This window comes from Kitasatospora sp. NPDC041917, assembly GCF_055589745.1.
In genome coordinates this window covers 306658-332509 of the sequence record NZ_JBVJBI010000003.1, presented here as the reverse complement: position 1 = coordinate 332509, position 25852 = coordinate 306658, and the positions used below count along the sequence as shown (strand labels likewise).

General features: G+C 74.7%; 22 protein-coding genes. 8 read left to right on the top strand and 14 right to left on the bottom strand.

Translation table 11 applies throughout. The features are described 5' to 3' along the window. From ACZ6EM_RS05215 to ACZ6EM_RS05205, 3 genes are all read right to left on the bottom strand, one after another. Complete coding sequence (locus tag ACZ6EM_RS05215; RefSeq protein ID WP_465771723.1) at positions 1-1482, bottom strand: diaminobutyrate--2-oxoglutarate transaminase; 1482 nt, start codon at positions 1480-1482, stop codon at positions 1-3. Positions 1483-1690: 208 nt separating this feature from the next. Continuing rightward, positions 1691-2419 (bottom strand): response regulator, encoded by a 729-nt coding sequence (locus ACZ6EM_RS05210; RefSeq protein WP_380537997.1) that lies wholly within the window; start codon positions 2417-2419, stop codon positions 1691-1693. Beyond that, complete coding sequence (locus tag ACZ6EM_RS05205; protein ID WP_465771722.1) at positions 2416-4392, bottom strand: sensor histidine kinase; 1977 nt, start codon at positions 4390-4392, stop codon at positions 2416-2418. Before ACZ6EM_RS05205 ends, ACZ6EM_RS05210 begins: the two co-directional genes overlap by 4 nt. A 197-nt stretch (positions 4393-4589) precedes the next feature. Here ACZ6EM_RS05205 and ACZ6EM_RS05200 point away from each other — a divergent pair, with 197 nt between their 5' ends. Further along, positions 4590-6047: a cation:dicarboxylate symporter family transporter gene (locus ACZ6EM_RS05200; protein ID WP_465771721.1), complete on the top strand. Its 1458-nt coding sequence runs from the start codon at positions 4590-4592 to the stop codon at positions 6045-6047. Between the two features lie 154 nt (positions 6048-6201). Here the strand turns inward: ACZ6EM_RS05200 and ACZ6EM_RS05195 are convergent, their stop codons facing one another. Both ACZ6EM_RS05195 and ACZ6EM_RS05190 read right to left on the bottom strand, forming a co-directional pair. After that, positions 6202-7230, bottom strand: a complete 1029-nt coding sequence (locus ACZ6EM_RS05195) for a hypothetical protein (RefSeq protein ID WP_465771720.1) — start codon at positions 7228-7230, stop codon at positions 6202-6204. A gap of 97 nt (positions 7231-7327) precedes the next feature. Next, entirely contained in the window at positions 7328-7882 is a 555-nt protein-coding gene (locus ACZ6EM_RS05190) for an RNA polymerase sigma factor (RefSeq protein WP_401048663.1), read from the bottom strand. A 361-nt stretch (positions 7883-8243) separates the two neighbouring features. Here ACZ6EM_RS05190 and ACZ6EM_RS05185 point away from each other — a divergent pair, with 361 nt between their 5' ends. After that, positions 8244-8615: a hypothetical protein gene (locus ACZ6EM_RS05185; RefSeq protein ID WP_401048662.1), complete on the top strand. Its 372-nt coding sequence runs from the start codon at positions 8244-8246 to the stop codon at positions 8613-8615. 130 nt (positions 8616-8745) lie between these two features. Here ACZ6EM_RS05185 and ACZ6EM_RS05180 read toward each other — a convergent pair whose 3' ends face one another. The 7 genes from ACZ6EM_RS05180 to ACZ6EM_RS05150 all read right to left on the bottom strand — a co-directional run bounded on the left by ACZ6EM_RS05180 (position 8746) and on the right by ACZ6EM_RS05150 (position 17403). Further along, on the bottom strand, positions 8746-9318 hold the full coding sequence (locus ACZ6EM_RS05180; protein WP_401048668.1) for a GTP-binding protein: 573 nt from the start codon (positions 9316-9318) through the stop codon (positions 8746-8748). Between the two features lie 133 nt (positions 9319-9451). After that, entirely contained in the window at positions 9452-9799 is a 348-nt protein-coding gene (locus ACZ6EM_RS05175) for a DUF742 domain-containing protein (RefSeq protein ID WP_465771786.1), read from the bottom strand. A gap of 125 nt (positions 9800-9924) precedes the next feature. Beyond that, a complete protein-coding gene (locus tag ACZ6EM_RS05170) occupies positions 9925-10335 on the bottom strand; it encodes a roadblock/LC7 domain-containing protein (RefSeq protein WP_387684924.1) in 411 nt (136 codons plus the stop codon). Then, positions 10332-13445, bottom strand: coding sequence for a sensor histidine kinase (locus ACZ6EM_RS05165; RefSeq protein WP_465771719.1), 3114 nt, complete (start codon positions 13443-13445; stop codon positions 10332-10334). The genes ACZ6EM_RS05170 and ACZ6EM_RS05165 overlap by 4 nt, the downstream gene beginning before the upstream one ends. A gap of 131 nt (positions 13446-13576) precedes the next feature. Beyond that, positions 13577-14440, bottom strand: coding sequence for an MHYT domain-containing protein (locus tag ACZ6EM_RS05160; protein WP_401055078.1), 864 nt, complete (start codon positions 14438-14440; stop codon positions 13577-13579). Between the two features lie 369 nt (positions 14441-14809). Continuing rightward, the gene (locus ACZ6EM_RS05155; protein WP_359898621.1) at positions 14810-16216 is read right to left on the bottom strand and encodes a cytochrome P450; all 1407 of its coding nucleotides are present in this window, start codon (positions 16214-16216) and stop codon (positions 14810-14812) included. Between the two features lie 119 nt (positions 16217-16335). After that, a complete protein-coding gene (locus tag ACZ6EM_RS05150) occupies positions 16336-17403 on the bottom strand; it encodes an RNA ligase (ATP) (protein WP_452177930.1) in 1068 nt (355 codons plus the stop codon). Between the two features lie 397 nt (positions 17404-17800). Here ACZ6EM_RS05150 and modA point away from each other — a divergent pair, with 397 nt between their 5' ends. From modA to ACZ6EM_RS05135, 3 genes are all read left to right on the top strand, one after another. Further along, positions 17801-18649 (top strand): molybdate ABC transporter substrate-binding protein, encoded by an 849-nt coding sequence (gene modA / locus ACZ6EM_RS05145; RefSeq protein ID WP_401047615.1) that lies wholly within the window; start codon positions 17801-17803, stop codon positions 18647-18649. Positions 18650-18801: 152 nt separating this feature from the next. Beyond that, a complete protein-coding gene (locus ACZ6EM_RS05140; protein WP_380349367.1) occupies positions 18802-19617 on the top strand; it encodes an ABC transporter permease in 816 nt (271 codons plus the stop codon). A 163-nt stretch (positions 19618-19780) separates the two neighbouring features. After that, positions 19781-20857, top strand: coding sequence for an ABC transporter ATP-binding protein (locus tag ACZ6EM_RS05135; RefSeq protein WP_465771718.1), 1077 nt, complete (start codon positions 19781-19783; stop codon positions 20855-20857). A 96-nt stretch (positions 20858-20953) separates the two neighbouring features. On the opposite strand, the gene ACZ6EM_RS05130 is transcribed toward ACZ6EM_RS05135, so the two are convergent. Both ACZ6EM_RS05130 and ACZ6EM_RS05125 read right to left on the bottom strand, forming a co-directional pair. Beyond that, positions 20954-21613 carry a response regulator gene (locus ACZ6EM_RS05130; protein WP_380349370.1) on the bottom strand — a complete coding sequence of 220 codons (660 nt, stop codon included), beginning with the start codon at positions 21611-21613 and terminating at the stop codon, positions 20954-20956. Positions 21614-21657: 44 nt separating this feature from the next. Then, on the bottom strand, positions 21658-23067 hold the full coding sequence (locus tag ACZ6EM_RS05125; protein WP_465771717.1) for a sensor histidine kinase: 1410 nt from the start codon (positions 23065-23067) through the stop codon (positions 21658-21660). A 201-nt stretch (positions 23068-23268) separates the two neighbouring features. On the opposite strand from ACZ6EM_RS05125, the gene ACZ6EM_RS05120 reads away from it, so the two are divergent. From ACZ6EM_RS05120 to ACZ6EM_RS05110, 3 genes are all read left to right on the top strand, one after another. Continuing rightward, the gene (locus ACZ6EM_RS05120) at positions 23269-24186 is read left to right on the top strand and encodes an ATP-binding cassette domain-containing protein (protein WP_465771716.1); all 918 of its coding nucleotides are present in this window, start codon (positions 23269-23271) and stop codon (positions 24184-24186) included. A 65-nt stretch (positions 24187-24251) separates the two neighbouring features. Then, positions 24252-25001 carry an ABC transporter permease gene (locus ACZ6EM_RS05115; RefSeq protein ID WP_401047626.1) on the top strand — a complete coding sequence of 250 codons (750 nt, stop codon included), beginning with the start codon at positions 24252-24254 and terminating at the stop codon, positions 24999-25001. 43 nt (positions 25002-25044) lie between these two features. Then, complete coding sequence (locus tag ACZ6EM_RS05110) at positions 25045-25788, top strand: hypothetical protein (RefSeq protein ID WP_465771715.1); 744 nt, start codon at positions 25045-25047, stop codon at positions 25786-25788. The last annotated feature ends 64 nt before the right edge of the window (positions 25789-25852 follow it).

The following is a 25852-nucleotide window of genomic DNA, read 5'->3' as shown; positions in this document are numbered from 1 at the left end:
TCACCGCCGGCCCCGAGCCGCCGGCGCGCCCGCGGACGCACCTGCCACCGCCTGCCCCGACCCGCCCGCCGATCCGCCCGCCGACCCGCTCGCCGATCCACCTGGCCGCCCGGCCGTGGAGGCCGCCGCGATCGCCTCCGCCAGCCGCTCCAGGACCGCCGCCACCTGCTCGTCCGTGATGGTGAGCGGCGGAAGCAGTCGCAGCACCGCGTCGTGGCGTCCGCCGAGCTCGACGATCAGACCCCGCGCCAGGCAGGCCTCCCGGACCCGCACCGCGAGCGCCGGGTCGGCCGGCCGGGCGCCGCAGGCGTCGGGCTCGGCCGCCGGGTCGACCAGTTCGACGCCGAGCATCAGCCCCCGGCCGCGCACGTCGCCGATCACCGGCAGTTCGACGGCGAGTTCGTGCAGCCGGGCCGTCATCCGCTCGCCGACGGCGGCGGCCCGCTCGGCCAGCCCGTTCGCCGCGACGTGGCGCAGCGTCGCGGCCCCGGCGGCCATGGCGAGGGTGTTGCCGCGGAAGGTGCCGGTGTGGGCGCCGGGCCGCCAGCCGTCGTAGTCCTCGCGGTAGACGACGACGGCGAGCGGCAGGCTGCCGCCGATGGCCTTGGAGAGGACCATGGCGTCCGGGACGATGCCGCTGTGCTCGATCGCCCACATCGCGCCGGTGCGGCCGACTCCGGTCTGCACCTCGTCGACGATCAGCGGGATGCCGCGCTCGGCGGTGATCCGGCGCATCTCGCGCAGCCAGCCGTCGGGCGCGGGGACGACCCCGCCCTCGCCCTGGACGGCCTCCAGGATCATCGCGGCCGGCGCGACCACGCCGCCCGAGGGGTCGTCCAGCAGCCGCTCCACGTAGGTCGCGGCGAGGCCGGCGCCCGCGTCGCCGCCGACCCCGAACGGGCAGCGGTAGCCGTAGGGGAAGGGCAGCCGGGCGACTTCGCCGCCGCTCGGCAGCGGCTCCTTGACGGCCACGTTGCCGGTGAGTGCCAGGGCGCCGGCGGTCATGCCGTGGTACGCGCCGGTGAAGGCGAGCGCGCCGGAGCGGCCGGTGGCGGTCTGCATCAGCTTGAGGGCGGCCTCGACGGCGTCCGTCCCGGCCGGTCCGCAGAAGTGCACCCGGGCGCGGGCGGCGAACTCCGCGGGCAGGCTCTCGAACAGCGCGCTGGTGAAGTCGTCCTTCTCCGCGGTGGCGAGGTCGAGCAGGTGCAGCGGGGCACCGCTGTCGAGGGTGCGGCGGATCGCCTCCAGCACCACCGGGTGGTTGTGTCCGAGGGCGAGCGTGCCGGCGCCGGAGAGGCAGTCGAGGTAGCGCCTCCCGTCGGCGCCCTCGACGGTCATGCCGTGGGCGCGGACCGGGACGATCGGGAAGGAGCGGGCGTACGTTCTGGCGGCGGACTCGCGGACGCGCTGACGGCGCAGGATGGCTTCACCGGCGGCCGGGGCTCCGGAGGCGGCCTGGACGGGTACGGCAGCGAGTGACACGAGAAACCCCCAGGGGAAGTTAGGTTAGCCTAACTTTACTGCCCTTGGCCTGGAGGAACGCCCCGGGGCCTCCGGAACCACCCGAGTGAGTGAACCTCCCCCGGTTCATCCAACGAGCATCGCGCGGAAGGGTCACGGCCCGGGGCCGGGCCCTCGCCGACCGTCCGCCCCCGGCCACCGACCCATGCCGCCTCACCCCCGGCCGCCGTCAGGCCCGCCCCCTCCAGCGGTAGCAGAGCTCCGGCCGCCCGACACTCCCGTACTGGGGCTCCCGCACCGCGCACCCGGTCTCCACCAGGTGCTCCAGGTAGCGCCGCGCGGTGATCCGCGAGACCCCGGCGGCGGCGCCCGCGGCCGCGGCCGACAGCCCGGCGGCCGCCTCGCGCAGCACCGAGGCGACGGTGTCCAGGGTGGGCGCGCTCAGCCCCTTGGGCAGGGTGCTGCGCTCCGGCGTGCGGAGCAGGGCGAACGCCTGGTCGACCTCCTCCTGCCCGGTCGCCTCCCCGGTGCGCCCGAGGCTGTCGCGGTAGCGGGCGTAGCGCTCCAGGCGGTCGTGCAGGGCGGCCGCGCTGAACGGTTTCAGCAGGTACTGCACGACACCCGCGGAGACCGCCTGCCGGACCATGGCGAGGTCGCGGGCCGAGGTCACCGCGATGACGTCGGTGCTGTGACCGGCCGCGCGCAGCGTGCGGCAGAGCTGGAGCCCGTGGCCGTCCGGGAGGTAGAGGTCGAGCAGGGTGAGGTCGACGGGCGTGCCGGCGGCGCGGGCCCGGTCCAGGAAGCGCAGCGCGTCGGCGCAGCTGTGGACGGTCCCCGCGGCGTGGAAGCCGGGCTCGCGCCGGACGTACAGGGTGTGCGCGGCGGCGGCCACCGGGTCGTCCTCGACCACCAGGACCGAGATGCCCGCCGCGGCGGGGGTGTCGGCGGTACCGGTCACACCAGCGCCCCTTCCTGCTCCCGGCCGGGGGACTCCCCCGGCCGCCGGGTGGACTCCCCCCGGTCGCCGACGGCCTCTCCCGGCCGTCCTGCCAGCGGCAGTCGCACCGTGAGCACGGCGCCTCGCTCCCGCCCGACCTCGACGGTGCCGCCGTTGCGCCGGGCGGCCTGGGCGACCAGCGCCAGCCCGAGCCCGTGCCCGCGGCCGTCCTGCTTGGTGCTCCAGCCGCGCCGGAAGACGTCCTCGACCGCGCCCGGGTCGATGCCCGCACCGGTGTCGGCGACCCGCAGCAGCAGGAAGTCACCGGCCACCGCCGCCGCGCCATCGCCGCTGACGCCGTTGCCGTCCCCGCCCCCGTCCCCGCCCCCGTCCCCGCCCCCGTCGCCATGGACGCTGCGGCCCGGCCCTTCGCAGTCCCGGCCGCGGGCGACCCGCGCCGTGACGGTGACCTCCGGCGGGACGGGACTCTCGACCGCACCGGCGATGGCGGCGTCCACGGCGTTGTCGATCAGGTTGCCGAGCACGGTGATCAGGTCCCGTGCGGGGAGCCCGGGCGGCAGCACTCCGTCGTCGATCCGGCTGTCCTCGGTGAGGGTCAACTCCACTCCTCGTTCGGCGGCCTGCGCCGCCTTGCCGAGCAGCAGGGCGGCCAGGACCGGCTCGCTCACCGCCGCGACCACCCGGTCGGTGAGCTGCTGGGCGAGTTCGAGCTCGGCGGTGGCGAACTCCACCGCCTGTTCGTGGCGGCCGAGTTCGATCAGCGAGACCACCGCGTGCAGGCGGTTGGCGGCCTCGTGCGCCTGCGCGCCGAGCGCCTCGGTGAAATCGCGAACCGAGTCCAACTCACCGCTGAGCGCCTGGAGTTCGGTGTGGTCCCGGAGGGTGACCACCCGGCCGAGCCCGGTGCCGATGGTGGAGGTGTTCAGCACCACGACCCGCTCGGCGGTCAGGTGCACCTCGTCCCGGACCGGCTCCTCCCCCAGTACGGCCGCCACCAGAGCCTCAGGAAGCCCCAGCCCCGCCACCGGACGGCCGTCCAACTCGCCTGCCAGGCCGAGCAGTTCCCGGGCCGCGTCGTTGCACAGCACCACCCGGTGCGAGCGGTCCAGCAGCACCAGTCCCTCGCGCACCGCGTGCAGGGTGGCCTGGTGGTACTCGTAGAGGTGGCTCAGCTCGTCCGGCCCCATCCCGTGGGTGTGCCGCCGCAGCCGGGAGTTGGCGAGGTAGGTGCCGACGCCACCGACCGCGAGCGCGGCCACCGCCACGCCGACCAGGGCGAGCAGCGGGCCGCTCAGCTGCGCGGAGATCGACTCCACCGTGAGACCCGCGCTGACCAGCGCGACCACCCGGTGCCGGTCGTCCCACACCGGGGCGACCACCCGCACGGACGGGCCGAGCGTGCCCGTGTACGTCTCACTGCGGGTCTGCCCGGCGAGCGCCCAGTCGATGTGCCCGAGGTAGGTCCGCCCGATCTGCTCGGGCAGCGGGTGGGTCCAGCGCACGCCGTCGGTGTCCATGACGGTGATGAAGGAGACCCCGGTGTCCGCCCGCACCTGCTCCACGTACGGCTGGAGCACCGAGGTCGGGTCCGGACCGGCGACCGCGGCCCGGACGGACGGCGAGTCCGCGACGGCATGCGCGACCGCGGTGACCTGGCGGCGGGCGGCGTCCTCGGCGCGATCGGCGGTGAAGAGGTACGCGAGCACCGCGCCACCGGCGACCACGGCGGCGACGATCACCACCTGGACGACGAACAGCTGCCCGGCCAGACTGCGGACCAGGCGCCGGGGCAGGCGTCGGACCAGCCATCGGACCAGGTTCCGGGACAGCCCGCGGGACAGCCCGCGGGGCAGTCGGCGGGGCAGCCGGCGGGCTGGATGCCCGGGTGGACCCGGAGGCAGCCGCCGGGCTCCGCGGCCCGCCGGCCGGTGCGAGCGGCGGCGCGGGGCGGTGGGGGCGGTGCGCTCGGACATGCCTGCCAGTGTGCACCACGCCCCCGGACACCCCGGGGCCCCGCCCGGCCCGCACCGTTCGCGGGCCCGCCGTCCGGGCCGTCCGCCGCGTTCGTGAACTCTATGAACGCAAACGTGACCTCCGTCACTTCGGGGCCCATAGTCGGAGCGGCCCATCCCCCCGGGGCCACCAGGACTGCACGGCAAAGGAGCCGCAGATGTCGATCGCTGGAGCCGCCCCGGCGGCGGGACCCAGACGCAAGGACCGGACCCACTACCTCTACATCGCGGTGATCGCCGCGGTGATCGCGGGCGTCGTGGTCGGTCTGGCCGCCCCCGGGTTCGCCGTGGAGCTGAAGCCGGTCGGCACGGGCTTCGTCAACCTGATCAAGATGATGATCAGCCCGGTGATCTTCTGCACCATCGTCCTGGGCATCGGCTCGGTGACCAAGGCCGCGAAGGTCGGCAAGGTCGGCGGCCTCGCCATCGGCTACTTCCTCGCCATGTCGACCGTCGCGCTGGCCATCGGCATGGTCGTCGGCAACCTCCTGGAACCCGGCGGCGGCCTGCACCTGACCGCCGCACTCGCCAAGTCCGGCCACGCCCAGGCGGCCGCCGGCGGCGCCCAGTCGACCACCGACTTCCTGCTCGGGATGATCCCCGAGACCCTGTTCTCCGCCCTCACCCAGGGCAAGGTCCTCCAGACCCTGCTGGTCGCCCTGTTCACCGGCTTCGCGCTGCAGGCGATGGGCGCGGCCGGCGCGCCGGTGCTGCGCGGGATCGAGCACGTGCAGCGCCTGGTCTTCCGGGTCATGTCGATGATCATGTGGGTCGCGCCGGTCGGCGCCTTCGGGGCGATGGCCGCGGTCGTCGGCGCCACCGGCACCGCCGCGCTGAAGAGCCTGGCCGTCATCATGATCGGCTTCTACGTCACCTGCGTGCTGTTCGTCGTCGTGGTGCTGGGCACGCTGCTGCGCCTGGTCGCCGGGGTCAACGTCTTCGCGCTGCTGAAGTACCTCGGCCGCGAGTTCCTGCTGATCCTCTCCACCTCCTCGTCCGAGAGCGCGCTGCCCCGCCTGATCGCCAAGATGGAGCACCTGGGCGTCAGCCGCCCCGTCGTCGGCATCACCGTGCCGACCGGCTACAGCTTCAACCTCGACGGCACCGCCATCTACCTGACCATGGCCTCGATCTTCATCTCCGAGGCGATGGACAAGCCGATGTCGCTCGGCGAGCAGCTCTCACTGCTGGTCTTCATGGTGATCGCGAGCAAGGGCGCGGCCGGGGTCACCGGCGCCGGACTGGCCACCCTCGCGGGCGGACTCCAGTCGCACAAGCCCGCGCTGGTGGACGGCGTGGGACTGATCGTCGGCATCGACCGCTTCATGTCGGAGGCCCGCGCGCTCACCAACTTCGCGGGCAACGCCGTCGCGACCGTGCTCATCGGACACTGGACCGGCGAGCTCGACGCCGAACGTGCCCGGCGGGTGCTGGCCGGCGAGCTGCCGTTCGACGAGCTGACGCTGGTCGACGCCCACGCCCACGGTGCGCCTGCCGGGCCCGCCGGCGCGGCGGACGGCTCCACGACCGACGCCCCGGAGGACGTCCCCGCCCAGGGAACCGGCCACGGAACCCCGCAGGGAACCCCTCAGGGGACCTCCCCCGTCGGCGTCTGAGCCCGGCGGCACCCCCGCACTCCCTGGTCCGGCGCCTCCCACCAACCCCCGGAATCGGCGCCGGACCAGGGTTTCGTCTTTCCGCCCGGCTTTCGGTCCGGTTTTCCGTCCGACGGCTGTCCAGCAGCAGTCCGGTGGCAGTCCGGCCGGCGCGTCACAACTCCTGCGAGCCGCTGACCACCCAGGCCACCCCACGGGCCGGGTCCTCCAGCGCGATGTGCAGATGGTGCAGCCCGGCCGACGGTTCCTGCCAGGTGAAGCAGCGCATCCGGGCCACCAGCGCGTTCACCTCGTCCCGGTCCATCCCGCCCGCATGATCCTCGCCGTCCGCACCGTCCGTACGGCCCGCACCGCCCTGGCCATCCGCCCCGGCCATCGCCGCCAGCGCCCGCCACAGCCCCAGCCGCCCGTGCGCACAGCCCCGCGACCGCCCCACGGCGGCGGCCCGCACCAGCGCCGGATAGGCGAGCGCGAACGGCAGATAGCCTCCGACCACCCGCCGGTCGCGGGCCAGCAGGGCGGCCGCCGCCGGGGCCTGGCCGCGGACGCAGGCCGTCTGCGCCCACGGCGCGAGCGCGCCCAGCCCGGCCAGCGCCCGGGCGACCCGCGGTCCGGCCGGCCGGCCACCCGGCTGCGCCGCCGGGGGCAGTTCCACCTCGCCCAGGCCCTCCCGGCTGGCCGGCAGGGTCAGCAGCGCACTGCGCGCGCCCCCGCCGGGCAGGTACTCCCGCACCCGGGCCGTCTCGCCCCAGCCCGCCGCCTCCCACGGTTCCAGACGCAGTGGCACGCCCTCCGGATCGGGCTCGGCCGCGTACGAGAGATCCTCGCCGAGCAGCGCCCTGGTGTGTGCGACCAGTCGTCGCACCGGGGCCGGACCGAGCAGCGGGGCCAGCCGCAGCCAGGAATGTCTGGTCGCCAGCACCTCCCAGAGCGGACCGGCGTCGTGATCGGCCACCCCGGCGGCCGTCCCCGCGCCACCCTCCCGGTCGAACAGCCGGACGGCCAGCTCGGGCGGCGCCGCGTAGGCGATCAGGTGGCCGAGCGGAGCCGTCAGCGCCGCCGCGGTCTGCTCCCCCGCCTCCGCCACGGCAGCCGCGCGGCCCTGCCGGTAGGCGGCGAGCAGCTCGGGCCAGCGGCCGTCCTCGGCCAGTGCGCGCAGGCCGCCGTCCTCGTACGTGATCACGATTCGCAGGGTACGGGCCGGGGCAGCGCCCGAGCCGACTTGCCGACGGTTCGGTGCGTCGGGGTGGCGCGGCGGTCGCCCGCCCGCCGCCGCGCCCTCAGCTCCGCTCCCGCTCCCGCGCGTGTTCCCGATCGTGCTCCCGACCACGCTCCCCCTCACGCTCGCGCTCCCGCTGGACGACAGCGCGCAGCCGACCGTGGGCGCGGCGCCGGGTGACCGCCAGCGTGCTGCGGTGCAGCCCGAGCAGCTCGGCGGCCTCGTCGACGCTGTAGCCGTCGAGGTCGACCAGCACCACCGCACGGGCCTGCTTGACGGTCAGGAAGCCGAGCAGCCGCATCACCTCCCACCGCGCCTGCAACTCGGCCATCCCACCGGCCCGGAGGTCGGGCAGCCCCCGGTCCCGCTCGCCGATGTCGCCCGTCTCCGGCACCTCGGGCATCGACACCCGCCGGCGCTCCCGGCGCCACTGGTCGCGCAGGATGTTCACCATCGTGGTGAACGCGTAGGCGTACGGCTGTGGATGGCCGAGGAAGCGCTCCGGCCGACGGGCGATCCTGAGGTACGCGTCGTGGACGACGTCCCCCGCACCGGCCGGACCGCCGGCGAGCGAGGCCGCCGCCTGCTGGAGTCTGGGCAGCAGATCCGTGAACACCTGGTTGAATTCGGCCGATTGACCGCCGCTCCCGTTGGGACCGAAGTCCCTTTCCTGTCCGCCGCCGCCCTCATTCCGACCGCTGCAATCCGCCATGCCGCTCTCCCCGGAAATCGGCACCCCGAGAACCCGGTCGGTCCTGGCCGCAGGAACCATGAGCCAACCGGATTACTTGTGACACAGGTCACATCATAGTTCGTCGTCTCACTGTGCGCAGTCATTCGTGTGCAACACGTCACCAGTCGTACGGGAGGCGGGAATTCACCTTCGCTCGGACCGCGCGATCCGCGTTCGGACCGCGCGGACATCCCGACGGCCGGGACACCCGCCCGACGAGAACCCCTCAGCAAGGAGAACCACCGTGCGAGGCTGCATCGCCAGGAAGATCGCCACGTTCGGGCTGGCCGCCACGGCCGCCCTCGGCGCACTCGGGGCCACCGCCCTGCCGGCCGCCGCGGCGACGACCGGGACCCGCTCCGTCACCCCCGGGGCCGCCGAGGCCTGGAACACCATCACGTCCGAGGCCTACCACTGCGTCATCACGGGCAACTACGGCTGGCGCTGGGAGGGCTACTGCAACGTCTACTCCGGGCGACTGCGCACCATCACCTACTGCGCCGACGGCTCGCACACCACCGGCCTGTGGATCGGCGCGCGACCGGAGGCCTGGGCGGTCTGGGGCAAGTGTCCCGGGTCCACCTGGACGCGGATCGTGTTCCAGTGGCACAGCTGAGGCACGGTTGAACCGCTGACAGAACCGGCGGTCGACTGCTGACAGATGACGGCTGACAGATTTCGAAAGCTGTCATCTGTCATCCGTCATTTGTCCGTCGCCCGCCCATTGCACCTCCGCCGCCACCGTCTCAGCCCACCGGCGAGGCGTCCGCGAGCAGCCGGGCGGCGTGCACCCGGCCCGCGTGCTCGACCAGGTTGATCAGCACCTCCTTGCCCGAGGCCCGGCGGCGCGCGTCGCACAGCAGCACGGGCGTCCCGGCATCCAGGTCCAACGCGCGGGCGACGTCCTCCGGGCCGAACTCCCGCGTCCCGGCGAAACGATTCACCGCGACCACGAACGGGATGCCCCGGTGCTCGAAGAAGTCGACGGCCGGGAAGCAGTCGGTCAGCCGGCGGGTGTCGGCGAGCACCACCGCGCCGAGCGCCCCCTGGGCCAACTCGTCCCAGAGGAACCAGAACCGGTCCTGCCCGGGGGTGCCGAACAGGTAGACCGCCAGCCCCTCGCGGATGGTGATCCGCCCGAAGTCCATCGCCACCGTGGTGGTGGTCTTCCGCTCCACACCGTCCAGGTCGTCCACCTCGCGCCCGGCCTCGGTCAGCCGCTCCTCGGTGCGCAGCGGCCTAATCTCGCTGACCGCGCCGACCAGCGTCGTCTTGCCGACCCCGAAGCCGCCCGCCACCAGGATCTTGAGCGCGAGCACGGTGCCGTCGGGGTCCTCGGCGTCGAACGGATCCGACCCGCCGTACGGATCCGGCCCGCCGTACGGATCGGACAGGCCGAGGGGGTCGGACGGTCCGGACGGTACGCGCGGGGCGGACGATGCGGACGGGTGGTCAGAGTGCGCGGAGTCCACGGATGACCTCCTGGAGGATGCGCTCGTCGGGGAGCAGGGCGGGCGGGACGGGACGGCGGACCCGGATGAGCCCGGCCGTCAGCAGATCGCCGAGCAGCACCCGCACGACACCCACCGGCAGGTCGAGGTCGGCGGCCAGCTCGGCCACGGACAGCGGGGTACCCCGGCACAGCGCCAGGATGTGCGCCTGTTCCGGGCCGACCGGCGGCTCGGGCACGCCGGGCAGGACCGTCGGGTCGGGCGGCTCGGTGACCACCACGGCGATCAGGTCGAACTGCTGCTCCCCGGCCCCGGTGCGCCCCCGGGTCATCGCGTACGGGCGGACCATCGGCCCGGCCTCGTCGTCGTACCAGCGCGCCCGGTGGGCGGCGGCGAGCGGGTTGCGGGGCTGCCCGTCGGGGTCGGCCCTCGGGTGCTCCGGATGTCCCCCGCGGTACGGGCGGGGCACCGGATTCACCGGCCGCCCACCGCCCGCGGCGGGGCGCTCAGATGCTCCCCGACCCGGCGGACCAGCCTGGCCATCTCGTAGGCGATCAGGCCGAGGTCGGCCCGGGACGTGGCGAACACGGCGAGGCAGGTGCCCTCCCCGGCCGCCGCGACCAGCAGGTAGCCGCCCTCCAACTCGACCATGGTCTGGCGGACTTCGCCCGCACCGAAGTGCCGGCCGGCCCCCTTGGCCAGGCTGTGGAATCCGGAGGCGACGGCCGCCAGGTGCTCTCCGTCCTCCCGCGCCAGCCCGGCCGAGGTGCCCATGGCCAGGCCGTCGGCGGAGAGCATCACGGCGAAGCGGAGCTCGGGGGCGCGCTGGACCAGCTCGTCCAGGAGCCAGTTCAGCGCTCCCGCGCGGTGGGTGGTGGCGATCACGGACGCTCTCCTTCGGATCGGGACGGGGATTGGGGGTGGTGCGCCCGCGGCGGCTGCGGAGGGTCGGCGGGCTTCCCGTCCCGCCGGCCTTCCGGGTGCAGACCGCGCGCCCATCCGTTCTGGAACGCGGACATCGCCGCCCGCGCCTCCTCGGGGCTGCGGCCCGCCGCACCGAAGCCGTCGCCGGACCCGTCCCCGGAACCCGGCCCGGCGGAGGCGAAGACGGAGGAGGAGGCAGCCGTACGGCGCCTGTGCGCAGGCGGACGGGCCGGGGCCTCGCGCAGCTGCGGTGCGAGGCTCGCCTGGCGGGTCCGGCGCGGCAACTCCTCCGGCCCCTGACCGAGTTGGTGACCGCCCGAACGGACACCGTCCGAGCCGGGGCCGCGCGAGCGGACGCCGTCCGAGCCGGAACCGTCCGTGGCCGGTCCGGGTACCGGCTCCGCGGGGAAGCCCTGACCGTACGGTTCCGCGCCGTACGGCTGCGGCGGCCCGGACTGCGGACGGGCGGCCGCACCCGCGCGCCCGTCCGCAGCCGGACCGGCCTCCCGGGCGCCGGAGGCCCGGAAGGGGGTGCGGCGCACCGGCCCGGGGGCACTGCCCCGGACACCGAACGGCAGCAGCGCCCCACCCTCCGGCGGCGGCCCACCCGCCGCCGGAAGCCCGTCACTCGTCCCGCCCTGCGGGTGCTCCCGGTGCCCCGGGTCATCCCGGCGCCCGGGGTGCCCCGGGTGTCCCGAGACGCCGGTCGGGAGACCCGGTGAGCCACCGTTCGGGCCACCGCCCGGACCGCCCGCCGGCCGCTCCGCGTGGCCGTGCTCCGGGGTGAACTCCCGCTCCGGGACAGCGCGGTGATCCGCCGGATCGGCGAGCACCGGCTCCACCGGCCCCGGGCCGACCGCCGCGGCACCCGACGCGGCGGTCGGGGCAGCACCCGACGCCACCGCGCCACCCGACGCCGTGCCGCCCGACGCCATGTCACCCGACGTCGTGTCACCCGACGCCGCCGAGGGCAGCGGAGGCGCGACCGGCTCGAAGCCGTACCACACGTCCTCGGCCCCCACCGCCGCCTCGTCGGCCAGCAGCGCGGTCGACAGCAGGACCACCGCCGTGGTGCCGCCGTACGCGGAGGTGACCAGCGAGACCTTGACGTCCTGCCGCCGGGCGAGCCGGCTGACCACGAACAGGCCGAGCCGGTCGCTGTCGAAGAGGTCGGTCTGCTCGGCGGCGGCGATCCGGCGGTTGGCCGCGGCCAGCACCTCCGGGCCCATGCCGAGGCCGCGGTCCTCGATCTCCAGCGCGAAGCCGTTGCCGACCCGTTCGCCCCGGATGTGCACCCGGGTGTGCGGCGGCGAGAACCCGGTGGCGTTCTCGACCAGTTCGGCCACCAGGTGGGTGAGGTCGGCGACGGCGTGACCGACCACCGCGGCGCGCGGCAGCGGGTGGACCTCGACCCGGGCGTACTCCTCGACCTCCGAGACGGCCGCGCGCACCACGTCCACCAGGGGAACGGGACGGCGCCAGCCCCGACCGGGGGCGGCCCCGGAGAGGATGATCAGGCCCTCGGCGTGGCGGCGCATCCGGGTGGTGAGGTGGTCCAGCCGGAACAGGTCGGCGAGCTCGGACGGGTCGTCGGTGCGGCGCTCCATCGCGTCCAGCAGGGTGAGTTGGCGGTGCACCAGGACCTGGCTGCGGCGCGCGAGGTTGACGAACACCCCGGAGACTCCGGAGAGCACCTCGGCCCGTTCGACCGCCGCCGTGACCGCCGCCCGCTGGACGGTCCCCAGCGCCCGGTGCACCTGGCCGATCTCGTCGCCCCGCCCCACCGGCCGGGGCGCCTCGGCCTCGATGTCAACCTCCTCGCCCGCACGCAACTTCCGCATGGTCGCGGGGAGTTTGCGTCCGGCCAGCTCAAGTGCCGAGTTGCGCAGGCCGATCAGCTCGGTGACCAGCCCGCGCCCGATCTGCACCGAGATCACCAGCGAGGCCACCACGCCGACCAGACCGAGCAGCACGGCCATCCCGGCCGGAGTGAACAGGCCCAGCGCGTAAGGGTCCTGACGCTCGGCGGCGAGCCTTCCGGCCCGGTCCTCGACGCCCCGCAGCGCGCCGGCCACGTTGCCCGCGACCATCGCCCAGCGGTCGGCCGGCACCGCCGCGACCGCCGATCGACCGTCGGCGGCCGTCCGCATCCTGTCCTCGTACCCGGCCAGCTCGCGGTGGTCCTGGCCCCCGGTGACGGCGAGCAGCTCCGCCCGGTCGACGGAGCGCAGGTCGGCGGCGGCGCCCCGCTCGAACTCGCGTCGGGCGAAGGCCGCGCCGGAGAACTCCCGCAGCTGGTCGTCACCGAGCCCGCCCGACAGCTGGGCGGCGCGCAGCAACGCGTCCTCACGGGAGAGCAGTTCGCGGGACCGGGCCAGCTCCAGCAGCACCCGCGCGTCGGCGGCCGCCTGGCGCTCCTGGAAGGGAGCGACGGCTCCGGCGGCGGCGAGCGCCCGGTCCACCGCCTCGCCGTACGCCGCGTACGCCTCGGGCCAGCCGACGCTCCTGGCCAGGGCCCGGTCGCGCAGTGCGGGCAGGGCCGCGAGCGAACCGCCGAGGGCGTCCAGCCGGGCGGCCGCCTCATCGCCCAGGCCCTGGGCGTCGGCGCGGTTGTAGCCCCGGTCGGGTCGGCGGGGGTCCGGGAAGAGCGGGGCGAGCGCCCGGTCGGTGGCCGCCGCCGCCTCGCGCAGGGCGCTCTCCCGGGCGGCGCTGGGGGCGGTCGCCGGGGTCGCCGGGGTCGCCGCCGGGGCTGCTGGGGCCGCCAGCAGCTGACCGACGGCGGTGCGTTCGGCCTGCAGCCCGGCGACCGTCTCCGCGACCGGCGTGAGCAGCGTGCGCTGGGCGTCGCGCTGGCGCATCAGGCCCCAGACGCCCTGGGCGGTGGTGACGGTGGCGAACCCCCACAGGGCGATGACGGAGACGACCGGGACCATCAGCAGGGCGATGATCCGGGCGCGGACGGTCCGGGGGCGCAGCCCGCGCAACCACGGGCCGGGGCGCGGCGGACGGGCGGGCGGCCCGGCATGGGCACCCCGGCGGGTACCGGGGGCGGTACCGCGGTCTTCTCGCATGGGTGAGGAGCCTTTCGGGCGGGGAGGGCGGAGGCCGGGTGGGCGGAGGCCGGGTGGGCGGAGGCTGCGGGGCCGGACCGGGAGCGAGCGGGCGGGGAACGGGCGGGGAACGGGCGGGGAGCGAGCGCGGCTCAGGCTGCGCGGTCGTGCCGCTCGGCGTCGCGCCGCCCGTCCGCTGCCGGGGTGGGCTCGTGCCACGCGCGCTCGGGGTGCGGGGGCGCGGCGGGGGACTCCTCCACGGCCGGTTCGCCCGCCTCCCGGTAGCCGGCCCGCTCCTGGGCGGTCGGTGAGAGTGCCACGAAGGCCGAGGCGAGGAAGAGGAACGAGCCGAGGCCGACGGCGAGCGGGAAGACGAACTCCATCGGGCTGACCCCGCCGAGAACGGTCCGGGTCGGCTCCAGCCGGACGTGGACGGCGGCCATGCCGGTGTAGTGCATGCAGCTGACGGCGAGGCCCATGGCCATCGCGGCGGCCGCGGCCGTGTACACGTTGCGGATGGTGACGGCGGCCCAGAGCGCGGCGGTCGCGGCGCCGACCGCGATCAGCACGGACAGCGCGACCGTCCCGGCGTCGTAGTGCAGGCCCCCGTGCATCCGCAGGGCGGCCATGCCCAGGTAGTGCATCGCGGCGACGCCGAGACCGGTGGTGACGCCGCCGGAGAGCAGGGAGAGGCCGCGGTGCCGGCCGTAGCAGACCACGGTCAGGCCGAGGCCGGTGACCAGCACCGCGACCACGAGGCTGAGGACGGTCAGCGGCACGTTGTAGCGCAGCTCGGTGCCGTCGACGGTGAAGCCGAACATGGCGACGAAGTGCATGGTCCAGATGCCGGAGCCGATCGCGGCGGCGGCCGTGATCAGCCAGTTCCGCCGGGCCGGACCGCTCGCGGCCAGTCCCCGCAGCGTGCAGCGCAGGCCGAGGGCGGCGCCGGTGCAGGCCATCAGGTACGAGAGGGCGGGGGTCAGCCAGCCGAGGCTGAGATGGTTGAGAGTGCCCATGGGACCTCCGGTCGACCGGTCGGGCCCGGAGGCGGTACGCGGTGCGCCCGGGCGCCCCGGGCCGGGCGGACTGCACATGAATGGCATATGCCAACCGCATGTGCGCTTCCGGCCTGAGGTGCGTGGGACGCTACCGAGCAGCCGGAATCGGTCAGACAAAGATCTGAAAAGCTGCCCGCAGGAAGCGGGTGATGTGTTCCGATGGCCCTGTCGTGTACCCAGAGGACGGCCAGAGCGGCGGCCGGCGTGCGGGGGCTGCGCACAAACGACAGCGGACAGATGACAGAGTTTGAAATCTGTCATCTGTCCGCTGAACTCTGTCGGCTGTCGGCTGTCGGCTGTCGGCCGCACGCTGTCAGCCGCCGGCCGTCAGCGGCTCGCCGTCACCCGGATCCGCATCGGGCTCGCCGCCCGCAGCGTGATCCCCTGGGCGAGCGCCACCCGCCGGTCCACCGCCTCCACCTCGAAGTCCCGCAGGAGCACCCCCAGCGCCAGCACCGCCTCCAGCATCGAGAAGTGCTGCCCGATGCAGGCCCGCGGTCCGCCCCCGAACGGGAACCAGGCGTAGCGGTGCCGGGCCCGTTCCGCCTCCGGGAGGAAGCGGTCCGGGTCGAAGCGCTCCGGGTCCACCCAGTGGTCCGGGTGCCGGTGGGTGACCAGCGGCGCGACCACGACCTGCGCCCCGGCCGGGATCACGTACCCGTCGATGACGGTCTCCGCGACCGCCCGCCGCCCGCCCAGGGCCGCCGACGGGTAGAGCCGCATCGCCTCCTTCAGCACCCGGGTGATGTAGGGCAGCGCCTCCAGGTCCGCCGCCGTCGGCGCCCGCCCCGCCAGGACGGTCCGCGCCTCCTCCCGGGCGAGCCGCCGCTGCTCGGGGTGCATCGCCAGCAGGTGCAGCGCGAAGGCCAGCGCGGTGGCCGTGGTCTCGTGCCCGGCGAGCAGGAACACCAGGACCTGGTCGCGGAGTTCGGCCGGGTCCAGCCGCCCGCCGTCCTCGTCGCGGGCCCGTCCGAGCAGGGTGAGCAGGTCGTCCGCGTCCTCGTCGCCGCCGCCCCGCGCGGCCCGTTCGGCGATGATCCGGTCGCAGACCCCGTACAGCGCCCGCTGGGCCTCGGCACCGCGCCGGTTGGCCGGGGTCGGCCAGGTGCGTGGGAGGCGGACCGGGGCGTAGCCGCGCTCCTTCACGTACTCGCCGAGCACCGGGAAGCTGCGGTGCACCACCGCTATCGCCTCCTCCACGTCGGCGCCGAAGAGGATCCGCGCGACCGCCCGCAGGGCGAACCGGGACGTCTCCTCCGCCGCGTCCACCACCCCGCCGGGCACCGCCCGCCAGCGCTCGGCGAGCGACTGCGCCTCCTGCGCGAGCGCGTCCGCGTAGCCGTCCACCCGGCGCCGGGTGAACAGCGGCTGCACCATGCGGCGTTGGCGCTGGTACTCGGCATCCTGGCTGGTCAGCAGCCCGTTGCCGACACTGGTCCGCAACTCGTCGTAGAAGGGGTCCTCCTTGCGGAAGTTGGCCGCCTCGACGGCCAGCACCTGCCGGACGCCCTCCGGCGAGAACACCCCGTAGAAGTCGGCGCGCAGCCCGGGCGGCCCGGCCTGGAAGCGCACCACGTCGCCGTGGTCGCGGCGGGCCGCGAGGTAGCTGCGCAGCGGGCGGCGGGTGAGGTCGAACAGCGAGCCGACCAGGCGGTTCCCCGCCGGGACGGGTATCGCGGAGGTGGGGGCGGGCGCGAGCCCGGGGGCCCGAACGGGGACGAGTTCGATGGTCATCGGCACTCCTTCTGTACAGGGGTGTGCCCGCCGCCGCTTCCGACGGGCGGTCAGCACCGAAAGGAGCCGCGCCCGGACCCACCGACGGGCCGACCTGCCCGGCCGGATCCGGACCCGTCTCACTCGTATTCGGTGCCCCCCTTGCGGGTCAGGTAAGCGTCGCTGACCACCTTGGCGATCGCCCGCCCGCCGAGCACCGGGCTCCAGCGCTCGGTGACCGGCCGCACCACCACGCCCTCGCGCAGGTGCAGTTCACGCCCGGAGACGCTCTCCTTGCCCCGGGCGAACCCCAGGACGGTCTCCGGGTCGAACGGCCCGCGCCACAGCTCCGGCACCAACGGAAGCTCGCCGTCCAGCAGTTCGGCCGCCGAGAACCAGTTCAGCTGCCCGTCCACCACGGCCGAGACGTCGAAGGCGGCGTAGCCGGGCCGCTCGGTGCGCGCCGAGGAGCCGTAGCCCAGGTCCTGCACGCCCTCGCCGAAGACCTCGCCGAAGACGCCGACCCGCTCGGCCCCGAGGCGCTCCGCCAGCCGGGCGGCGGCCGCCGGGATGCCGTAGGCGCGCACCGCCCGCCAGTAGAGGTTTCGCTCGTCCTCGACCAGCGCCAGCCCCTGCGCGCCGATGCCCTTGGACGACACCTGCACCTCGCCGGTGGCGGCGACGTACGTGACCAGGCAGCAGCTGCCGTGCAGCTTCTCGGTCAGCACCACCGGCTCGCCCGGCTCGAAGGCGTCGGGGTAGCGCTTGAGGTTCTCGATGTCCACCCAGGGCAGCAGGTCGGGCGCGCTGACCACGTCGCCGCTCATCGACGTGGGCACCGGCGGCTGCCACTTGACGACCCCGAGCAGTTCGGCGAAGTCCTCGCCGCGCTCGGCCGCGGCGGCCAGGTCGGTGCCGGCGAGCGCGGCGGGCCGGCAGACGATGCCCTGGGACAGCTCGCCGCGCAGCCGTACCGCCTTCACCCGGTTCGCCCGGGCGCCGGCCAGCTTGCCGGTCAGGCCGAGCTCATCGATCAACTCATCGGGCAGGACGGACTGTTCGGGGATGTAGACGGCGTGGTCCCCGGTCCGGTACATGCCCTTGGCGACCACCGCCCGGTAGAGGCCGACCTGCGCGAGCTCCAGGGCATCGGCGTTCGGGTGCTCCAGGACGGTCAGCTTCTCCGCGGTGACGCGCAGCGTGGACATGGAAGGACTCCTCCCCTTGGTTCGGCCGCGGCGGTGCTTGCGACCAACCCGGCCGCGTGTACGGACGGCCACCACTCTGTCCGTTCGACCACCTACGGCGCGACGCAATTTCCGCGCGCCCCTTCCGGCCCCGCCGACATGACCCGCGCGACCCGCCCCACCCGCACGACCCGCCTCCTCACCCGCACGACCCGCCCCGCCAAGTGCCCTCGCCATGTGGCCCCCGGACCTGTTTGAGCCATCCCACAGCGGTCCGGAGGCCCGCGCCGGCTCCCGCCTGTGCAAACCGACAGGGGATTTATCGCTCGCATATGCGGCACTATGATCGCCGTAATGGCCGCAGCTGCGGCCAGTCCCTCGCGCCCCTTCCGGCGCGCACCCTGGAGGGGAACCACCGATGAGCACCCGCACGCCCACCACCCGCAGGCTCGCCGTCGCCGCCGCCGCGGCCCTCGCGCTCACCCTCGGAGTCACCGCCTGCGGCAGCGACGGCGGCAAGTCCTCCGGTTCCACGGCCTCCTCGGCCACCTCCCCGGACGCCTCCGCCGCCGGCAGCGGCGTCCCGAAGGCCTCCGGCACCGTCACCGTCTTCGCCGCCGCGTCGCTCAAGGAGACCTTCACCGAGCTCGGCAAGAAGTTCGAGGCCGCCAACCCGGGCGCCAAGGTCACCTTCAACTTCGGCGGCAGCTCCAGCCTCGCCACCAGCATCAACTCCGGCGCCCCGGCCGACGTGTTCGCCGCCGCCAGCCCGGCCACCATGAAGACCGTCACGGACGCGGGCGGCGCGAGCGGACAGCCGACGGCCTTCGTCAAGAACACGCTCACCATCGCCGTCCCCAAGGGCAATCCCAAGCACATCGCGGGCCTCAAGGACCTCACCGCCTCCGGCGTGAAGGTCGCCCTGTGCGCAAAGGAGGTGCCGTGCGGCGCCGCCGCCCAGACCGCGCTCAAGGCTGCCGGCCTCGACCTCACCCCGGTCACCCTGGAGCAGGACGTCAAGGGCGCGCTCACCAAGGTCGAACTCGGCGAGGTCGACGCGTCCCTGGTGTACCGGACCGATGTCCAGGCCGATGCTGCGAAGATCGACGGCGTGGACTTCCCCGAGGCCGCCAAGGCCGTGAACGACTACCCGATCGCCGCCCTCGCCAAGGCCCCGAACAAGGACGGCGCCGCCGCCTTCGTCGCGTACGTCCAGTCGCCCGAGGCCAAGCAGGTGCTGACCGCGGCGGGCTTCCAGGCGCCGTGAGCGACCGCACCACCGGCTCCGGGCCGAACCGCCCGGACCAGGACCACCCGGAGCAGGACCACCCGGAGCAGGACCACCCGGCCCGTACCGCCGACGGCGACCCGGCGGAGTCCGCACAGGCAGGACCCGCGCAGGCAGCACCCGCGCAGGCCCTGCCGCGGCGGCGCCCGCGAAGCCGCCGGCCACGCACGCACCGCGTCCCGGTCACCCTGCTGCTCCCGGCGCTGCTCGGACTGGCCTTCCTGATCCTGCCGCTGGTCGGTCTGCTGATCCGGGCCCCCTGGAGCGGCCTGTCCGAGCAGCTCACCAGCCCCGCCGTCTGGGACGCGCTGCGCCTGTCGCTGATCAGCGCGACCGCGGCCACCGCGGTGTCGCTGGTCCTCGGCGTCCCGCTGGCCTGGCTGCTCGCCCGCACCGAGCTGCCGGGCCGCCGGATCATCCGGGCGCTGGTCACCCTGCCACTGGTGCTGCCGCCGGTGGTCGGCGGTGTGGCGCTGCTGCTGGTGCTCGGGCGGCGCGGCATCGTCGGCTCCTGGCTGGACTCGGCCTTCGGCATCACGCTGCCGTTCACCACCACCGGGGTCGTGATCGCCGAGGCGTTCGTGGCGATGCCGTTCCTGGTGATCAGCGTCGAGGGCGCGCTGCGGGCCGCCGACCCCCGCTACGAGGAGGCGGCCGCGACCCTGGGTGCCTCCCGGCTGACCGCGTTCCGGCGGGTCACCCTGCCACTGATCGCCCCTGGGATCGCCGCCGGTGCCGTCCTGGCCTGGGCCCGGGCGCTCGGCGAGTTCGGCGCGACGATCACCTTCGCGGGCAACTTCCCGGGCCGCACCCAGACCATGCCGCTGGCCGTCTACCTGGCCATGGAGTCCGACCCGCAGGCGGCGATCGCGCTGTCGCTGGTGCTGCTGGTGGTCTCCGTCGCCGTCCTGGTCGGCCTGCGCGACCGCTGGCTTTCGACTCCGTGACCCGGCCCGCGCGCACGGCCTCGGACACCGTTGCGGACGCTTCCCCGCACACCTCCTGCGACACTCCCCCGGACCCAGTGGACCCAGCGGACACAATGGACCCGAGGGACCCGAGGGACCCGCTCGACCTCCCGGGCACTCTGGACACCTGGACGTCATCCCGATGAACACCGACAGCCGCCCCGGCCCCGCCCTGGACGCCCGCCTGCGGGTCGAGCGCGCCGCGTTCTCCCTCGACCTCGCGCTCACCGCCGCCCGCGGCGAGGTGGTCGCGCTGCTCGGCCCCAACGGCGCCGGCAAGTCCACCGCCCTGCGCGCCCTCGCCGGACTGCTCCCGCTCACCGGCGGCCATCTGCGCCTGGACGGCCGCCTCCTGGAGGACCCGGCGCAGCGTGTGCACACCCCGGCCGAGGAGCGTCCGGTCGGGGTGGTGTTCCAGGACTACCTGCTGTTCCCGCACCTCAGCGCGCTCGACAACGTCGCGTTCGGCCCGCGCTGCCAGGGCCGCCCCAAGCGCGAGGCGCGCGCGGAGGCGGCCGGCTGGCTGGAGCGGATGGGCCTGGCCGACCACGCCTCGGCCCGTCCCGGCCTGCTCTCGGGCGGCCAGGCCCAGCGGGTGGCGCTCGCCCGCGCTCTCGCCGTGCGCCCCCGGCTGCTCCTGCTGGACGAGCCGCTGGCCGCCCTGGACGCCCGCACCAGGCTCGACGTACGGTCCCAACTGCGGCGCCATCTGGCCGAGTTCGAGGCGGTGGCGGTGCTGGTGACGCACGACCCGCTGGACGCCATGGTGCTGGCCGACCGGCTGGTGGTGATCGAGGACGGCCGGCAGGTGCAGTCCGGCAGCCCGGCGGAGGTCGCCCGGCACCCGCGCACCGACTACATCGCCCGGCTGGTCGGGCTGAACCTGTACCAGGGCCGGGCCGAGGGCACCCGGGTCACGCTCCCGGACGGGGCGGTCCTGGCCACCGCCGAGGAGCTGGACGGCCCGGCCTTCGTCGCCTTCCCGCCCTCGGCCGTGACGCTGTACCGGGAGCGCCCGCAGACCAGCGCGCGCAACCTGTGGAAGGCCGAGGTCACCGGGCTGGAACTGCACGGCGACCGGGTCCGCGTCGAGCTCGCCGGCGACCTGCCGATGGCCGCCGACCTCACCCCGGCCGCCGTCGCCGAGCTGGAGCTGACGCCCGGCGCCGCGGTCTGGGCCTCGGTCAAGGCCACCCAGACGCACGCCTACCCGGCCTGACGCCCCACGGCGGTCTCACCCCGGCGCCCCCGGCGCGATCCCCCCGGCGCGGCCACCCCGACGCAGTCACTCCGGCGCGGTCTCACCCCGACGCGATCACTCCGCCGGCTCGACGAACCCCGACTCGTACGCCGCGATCACCGCCTGGGTGCGGTCCCGCGCGCCCAGCTTCGCCAGCACGCTGCTGACGTGCGTCTTCACGGTCTGCACGCCGAGGAACAGCCGCTCGGCGATCTCCCCGTTGCTGAGGCCGCGCGCGACCAGTCGCAGCACCTCCGCCTCGCGCTCGGTCAGCGCCGCCCGCTCCATCGCCGCACGGGCGGTCGGGTTGCCGTGCCCGGCCGCCAGGCGGCGGATCGCGGCCGGGAACAGCAGCGACTCGCCCGCCGCCACCAGCCGTACCGCCTGGGCGATCTCGGCCGGGCGGGTGCGCTTGAGCAGGAAGCCGTCCGCGCCCGCGCGAAGCGCCTGGTAGACGTAGTCGTCGTTCTCGAAGGTGGTCACGACCAGGATCCGCGGCGGGCGCTCACCCGGTGCGCCGGGGCGCAGCAGCTCGCGGGTGGCGGCCAGGCCGTCCAGCACCGGCATCCGGACGTCCATCAGCACGACGTGCGGACGCAACGCGCGGGCCAGGGCGACCGCTTCCGCGCCGTCGGACGCCTCGCCGACCACCCGCAGGTCCCCTTGCGCCTCCAGGACGGCCCGCAGACCGGCCCGGACCAGTTCCTCGTCGTCGGCGAGCAGGATGTCCGTCATCCCGGCGGCTCCTCCGGCCGGACCTGCCATCGCAAGATCGTTCGTCACGAGCCCAAGCGTAGGGGCAGGCGCACGGCAAGCACCCACTCCCCGCTCCCCTCCTCGATCGACCCGGTCGCCCCCGTCGCGGCCCCCGTCCCTGTCACCGTTCCCGCCGCTGCCGTTCCCGCCGCTGCCGTGCCCATCGCCGCCGTTCCCGCCCCTGCCGCCGTGCCCGCCGCCGAAGGCCCCGTCTCCGCCTCCCCGCCGAGCAGCGTGGCGCGTTCGCGGATTCCGCGCAGTCCCTTTCCGCCCTTGCGCGTTGCACCCCTGCCCGCCCCGCCCGCCCCGCCCGCCGGAGGCCGCGCCGCTCCGTTCGCTGAACGTCCGGCGCCGGGCAGCCGGTTGGCGCAGCGCAGCTCCAACCGGCCGTCCCGCACGGCGATCCGGATGTCGATCGGCTCGCCCGGTGCGTACTTGAGCGCGTTGGTGACGCCCTCCTGGACGATCCGGTACGACTCGCGGGAGAGCACCCCTGGCAGGGTGCCGGGCTTCACGTCGACCCGCGCCTCCACCGGGCTGCCGGCCGCCCTGGCGGTGTCGAACAGCGTGGGCAGCTGGTCGATCCCGGGCTGTTCGGTGGCCACGCCGTTCGCCCCGGCCGGGGTCTCGCGCAGCAGCACGAGGGTGCGTTCGAGGTCCTCCATGGCCTGCCGGCCGGTCTCCTCGATGACTTCGAGCGCCTTGGCGACGAAGTCCCGGTCCCCGACCTCGCGCGCCGCGCCCGCCTGAAGGACGGTCACCGTCAGGGCGTGGCCGATCGAGTCGTGCAGCTCGCGGGCCAAGCGGTTGCGTTCCAGGAGCCGTTCGGCCCGCAGCTCCGCCTCGGCCAGCCGCTCGGCCGGGGAGGGGCCCAGCAGCCGTATGGCCATGGCAAGTTGGAGGCGGCCGGCGCACACCAGGAACCAGCCGAAGCCGAGGACTGCCAACGGTACGAGCGGGAGGTACCAGAGAGCGTCCGGGCCGGTCAGCCGGTCGAAGGCCCCGGTGATTCCGAAGACCAGCGGGAACCCGACCGCCGAACCCAGCGCGACCCGCCCGATCAGCCAGCCCGCCGTCCGCCGCCGGTCGGCCCAGGTGCGGGAGGGCTCGGCGGCGATGTCCTCCTCGCGGTCGGGCACCAGCAGCAGCCGCGCCTGCACTCCCTCGGCCCGGCGCGCGGCCGGTATGAGCGCCGCCAGCGCGAGCAGCACGACGTCCACCGAGACGCCCGCCATCAGGATCTCGCCGAGGCCCTTGTGGTACGTCCCCGGATAGACCATCAGCACGATGCCCGCGAAGAACCACCCCACCAGCAGGTGCAGCATCCGTGCGTACGTGGCGCCGGCCACCAGCGGCGCGAAGAGCCCGGACACCGCGCTCAGCGGCGCCGCGGTCACGGGCACCGCGCTCTTCAGCACTGCGATCTTGGACATTGGGCCATCCTGCCAGTCCGCCCCCGGCTCCCGGCTCCCGCGCCGGTCGCCCGCGATCTCCCTCCCGGGAGGGAGGCGGCTCCCCGCCCCGGCGGGATCCGCCGCACCGGCCCGCTCCGGTCGAATGGAGCCACCGCCCGGGGCCGACCACAGCGAGCACCGGCGGAGACCGCCAAGACGACGAGACGAGGGGAGCGGGCCGTGATCGAGATCCAGGGCCTGACCAAGGAGTACGACGGCCGGCGCGTCGTCGACGACCTGACCTTCGAGGTGCGACCCGGCGTGGTGACCGGCTTCCTCGGCCCGAACGGCGCCGGCAAGAGCACCACCATGCGCCTGGTCCTCGGCCTCGACCGGCCGACCGCCGGGCACGCCCTGGTCGACGGCCGCCCCTACGTCGAACTGCCCGACCCGCTGAGGACGGTCGGAGCGCTGCTGGACGCCCAGGCACTGCACGGCGGCCGGACCGCGCACGGCCACCTGCGCTGGCTCGCCGCGAGCAACGGGCTGCCGGCCCGCCGGGTGGACGAGGTGCTCGGCCAGGTCGGTCTGGCGGACGCGGCCGGACGGCGGATCCGGGGCTTCTCGCTCGGCATGCGCCAGCGTCTCGGGGTGGCCGCCGCACTGCTCGGCGACCCGCCGGTGCTGCTGCTGGACGAGCCCGTGAACGGCCTGGACCCGGAAGGCATCCGCTGGATCCGCACCCTGCTCCGCGATCTGGCCACCGAGGGCCGGGCGGTGCTGGTCTCCTCCCACCTGATGACCGAAATGGCGCTCACCGCCGACCACTTGGTGGTGATCGGGCGCGGCCGGCTGCTGGCCGACGCCGCCGCCTCCGAGTTCATCGACCGCCACGGCCGGACCCGGATCAGGGTCCGCGCCGTCGACCCGACCAAGCTCGCCGCCCTGCTCCGCGACCCCGGACACGGCCTCGACGCCACCGAAGTCGACGGCGGCGCCTGGGAGGTGAGCGGCGCCGAACCCGAGCGGATCGCCGCGCTCGCCGCCGCCGACGGCGTGGTGCTGTACGAGATCGCCGTGCAACAGGACTCCCTGGAGGAAGCGTTCATGCGGATGACGGCCGACAGCGTCGAGTACCGTGCGGAGTCCGCCGCGTGAACGCTTCGCCCCCTGCCGTGACGTCCGCCGCGACATCCGCGGTGGCATCCGCCGCGACATCCGTCGTGACGTCCTCCGGGTCCCCTGCCGTCAACGCCCTACGCGCCGAGTGGATCAAGCTCACCACGCTCCGCTCGCTCTGGATCACCCCACTGCTCGCCCTGGTACTCACCGCGGGCGTCACCGCCGCCGTCGGCGCGGCCCTCGGCGGCAAGGACCACAACATCACCGACGACCCAGGTGTCGGCGTCTTCTACGGCCTCAACTTCGGCCAGGCGGCGCTGACCTGCTTCGGCATCCTGCTGATCGGGCAGGAGTTCAACACCCGCATGATCGGCACCTCGCTCACCGCCGTCCCGCGACGCGGCCGGCTCTACGGCACCAAGCTCACGCTCGGGGCACTGGTCGGCCTGGCGGTCGGCGCCGTCGGCACGGCGGGCGCCTTCGCCGGGTACGCGGCCTCCGTCCCCGCCGACTGGGACGGGCCCGCCTTCGTCCGCACCGCCGTCTCCGGGGTGCTCTACCAGACGCTGGTGGTGGTGCTCTGCCTCGGAACGACCGCCATGCTGGGCAACCTCACCGCCGCCATGGGACTGCTGGTCCCGACCCTCTTCCTGCTCTCACCACTGCTCGGCGGCGTCCCGGGGGTACGCCGGGTGGTCCAGTTCCTGCCCGACCGGGCCGGCCAGTACGCCCTGCGGTATGTCGACGACCCGCAGATCGCCTACGGCCACTGGACCGGGCTGCTGATCATGGCGCTCTGGACCGCCCTGGCGGCGTACGGCGGCCTGCGGGCGATGCGGCGCGCCAAGTGACCACGGGCGAAAAGGACATGGGAGACGGGACATGGGAGCGACGATGAGCACGATGGCCGACGCGGTACGCGCCGAACGGGTCAAGTTCACCACCCTGCCGTCGCAGTGGGCGGCCCCGCTGGTCGCCCTGGCGCTGACGGTCGGCGTCACGGCGGCCGTCAACGCCGCCTACGGGGCGAAGGACCACACGGCCGGCGAGGACCCGGCCGGGGGGATCTTCTACGGACTGCTCTTCGGGCACGTCGCGGTGGCCTGCCTCGGGATCCTGCTGATGGGGCAGGAGTTCAACACCCGCATGATGGGCACCTCGCTCACCGCCGTCCCCCGGCGCGGCCGGCTGTACGGCGCCAAGCTCGCGCTCGGCACCGGGCTGGGCCTGCTGCTCGGGCTGGCCTCAACGGCGGGTTCGTTCCTGGTCGTCGGCGCCACCGTCGGCCTGGACCTCTCCGCCCCGGGCCTGACCCGCAGCTTCCTGGCCGGTGTGCTGTACCACCCGATGATGGTGCTGATCTGCCTCGGACTGACCGCGATGCTGGGCAACTTCAGCGCCGCGCTCGGCCTGCTGACCCCGATGGTGTTCCTGGGCACCACCTGGCTGGCCGCCATTCCCGGTGTCCGCGAACTCGGCCAGTTCCTACCCGACCGGGCCGGCCTGTACGCGATGCGCACCCAGCCCGAGCCGGGCGTCCACTACGGCCACTGGACCGGGCTGCTGATCATGGCGCTCTGGACCGCCCTGGCGGTCTACGGCGGGCTGCGGGCGATGCGGCGGTACGAGCCGAGCTGACGGGCGACGGGGAACAGCGGACGGATGACAGATTTCAAACTCTGTCATCCGTCCGCTGTTATCT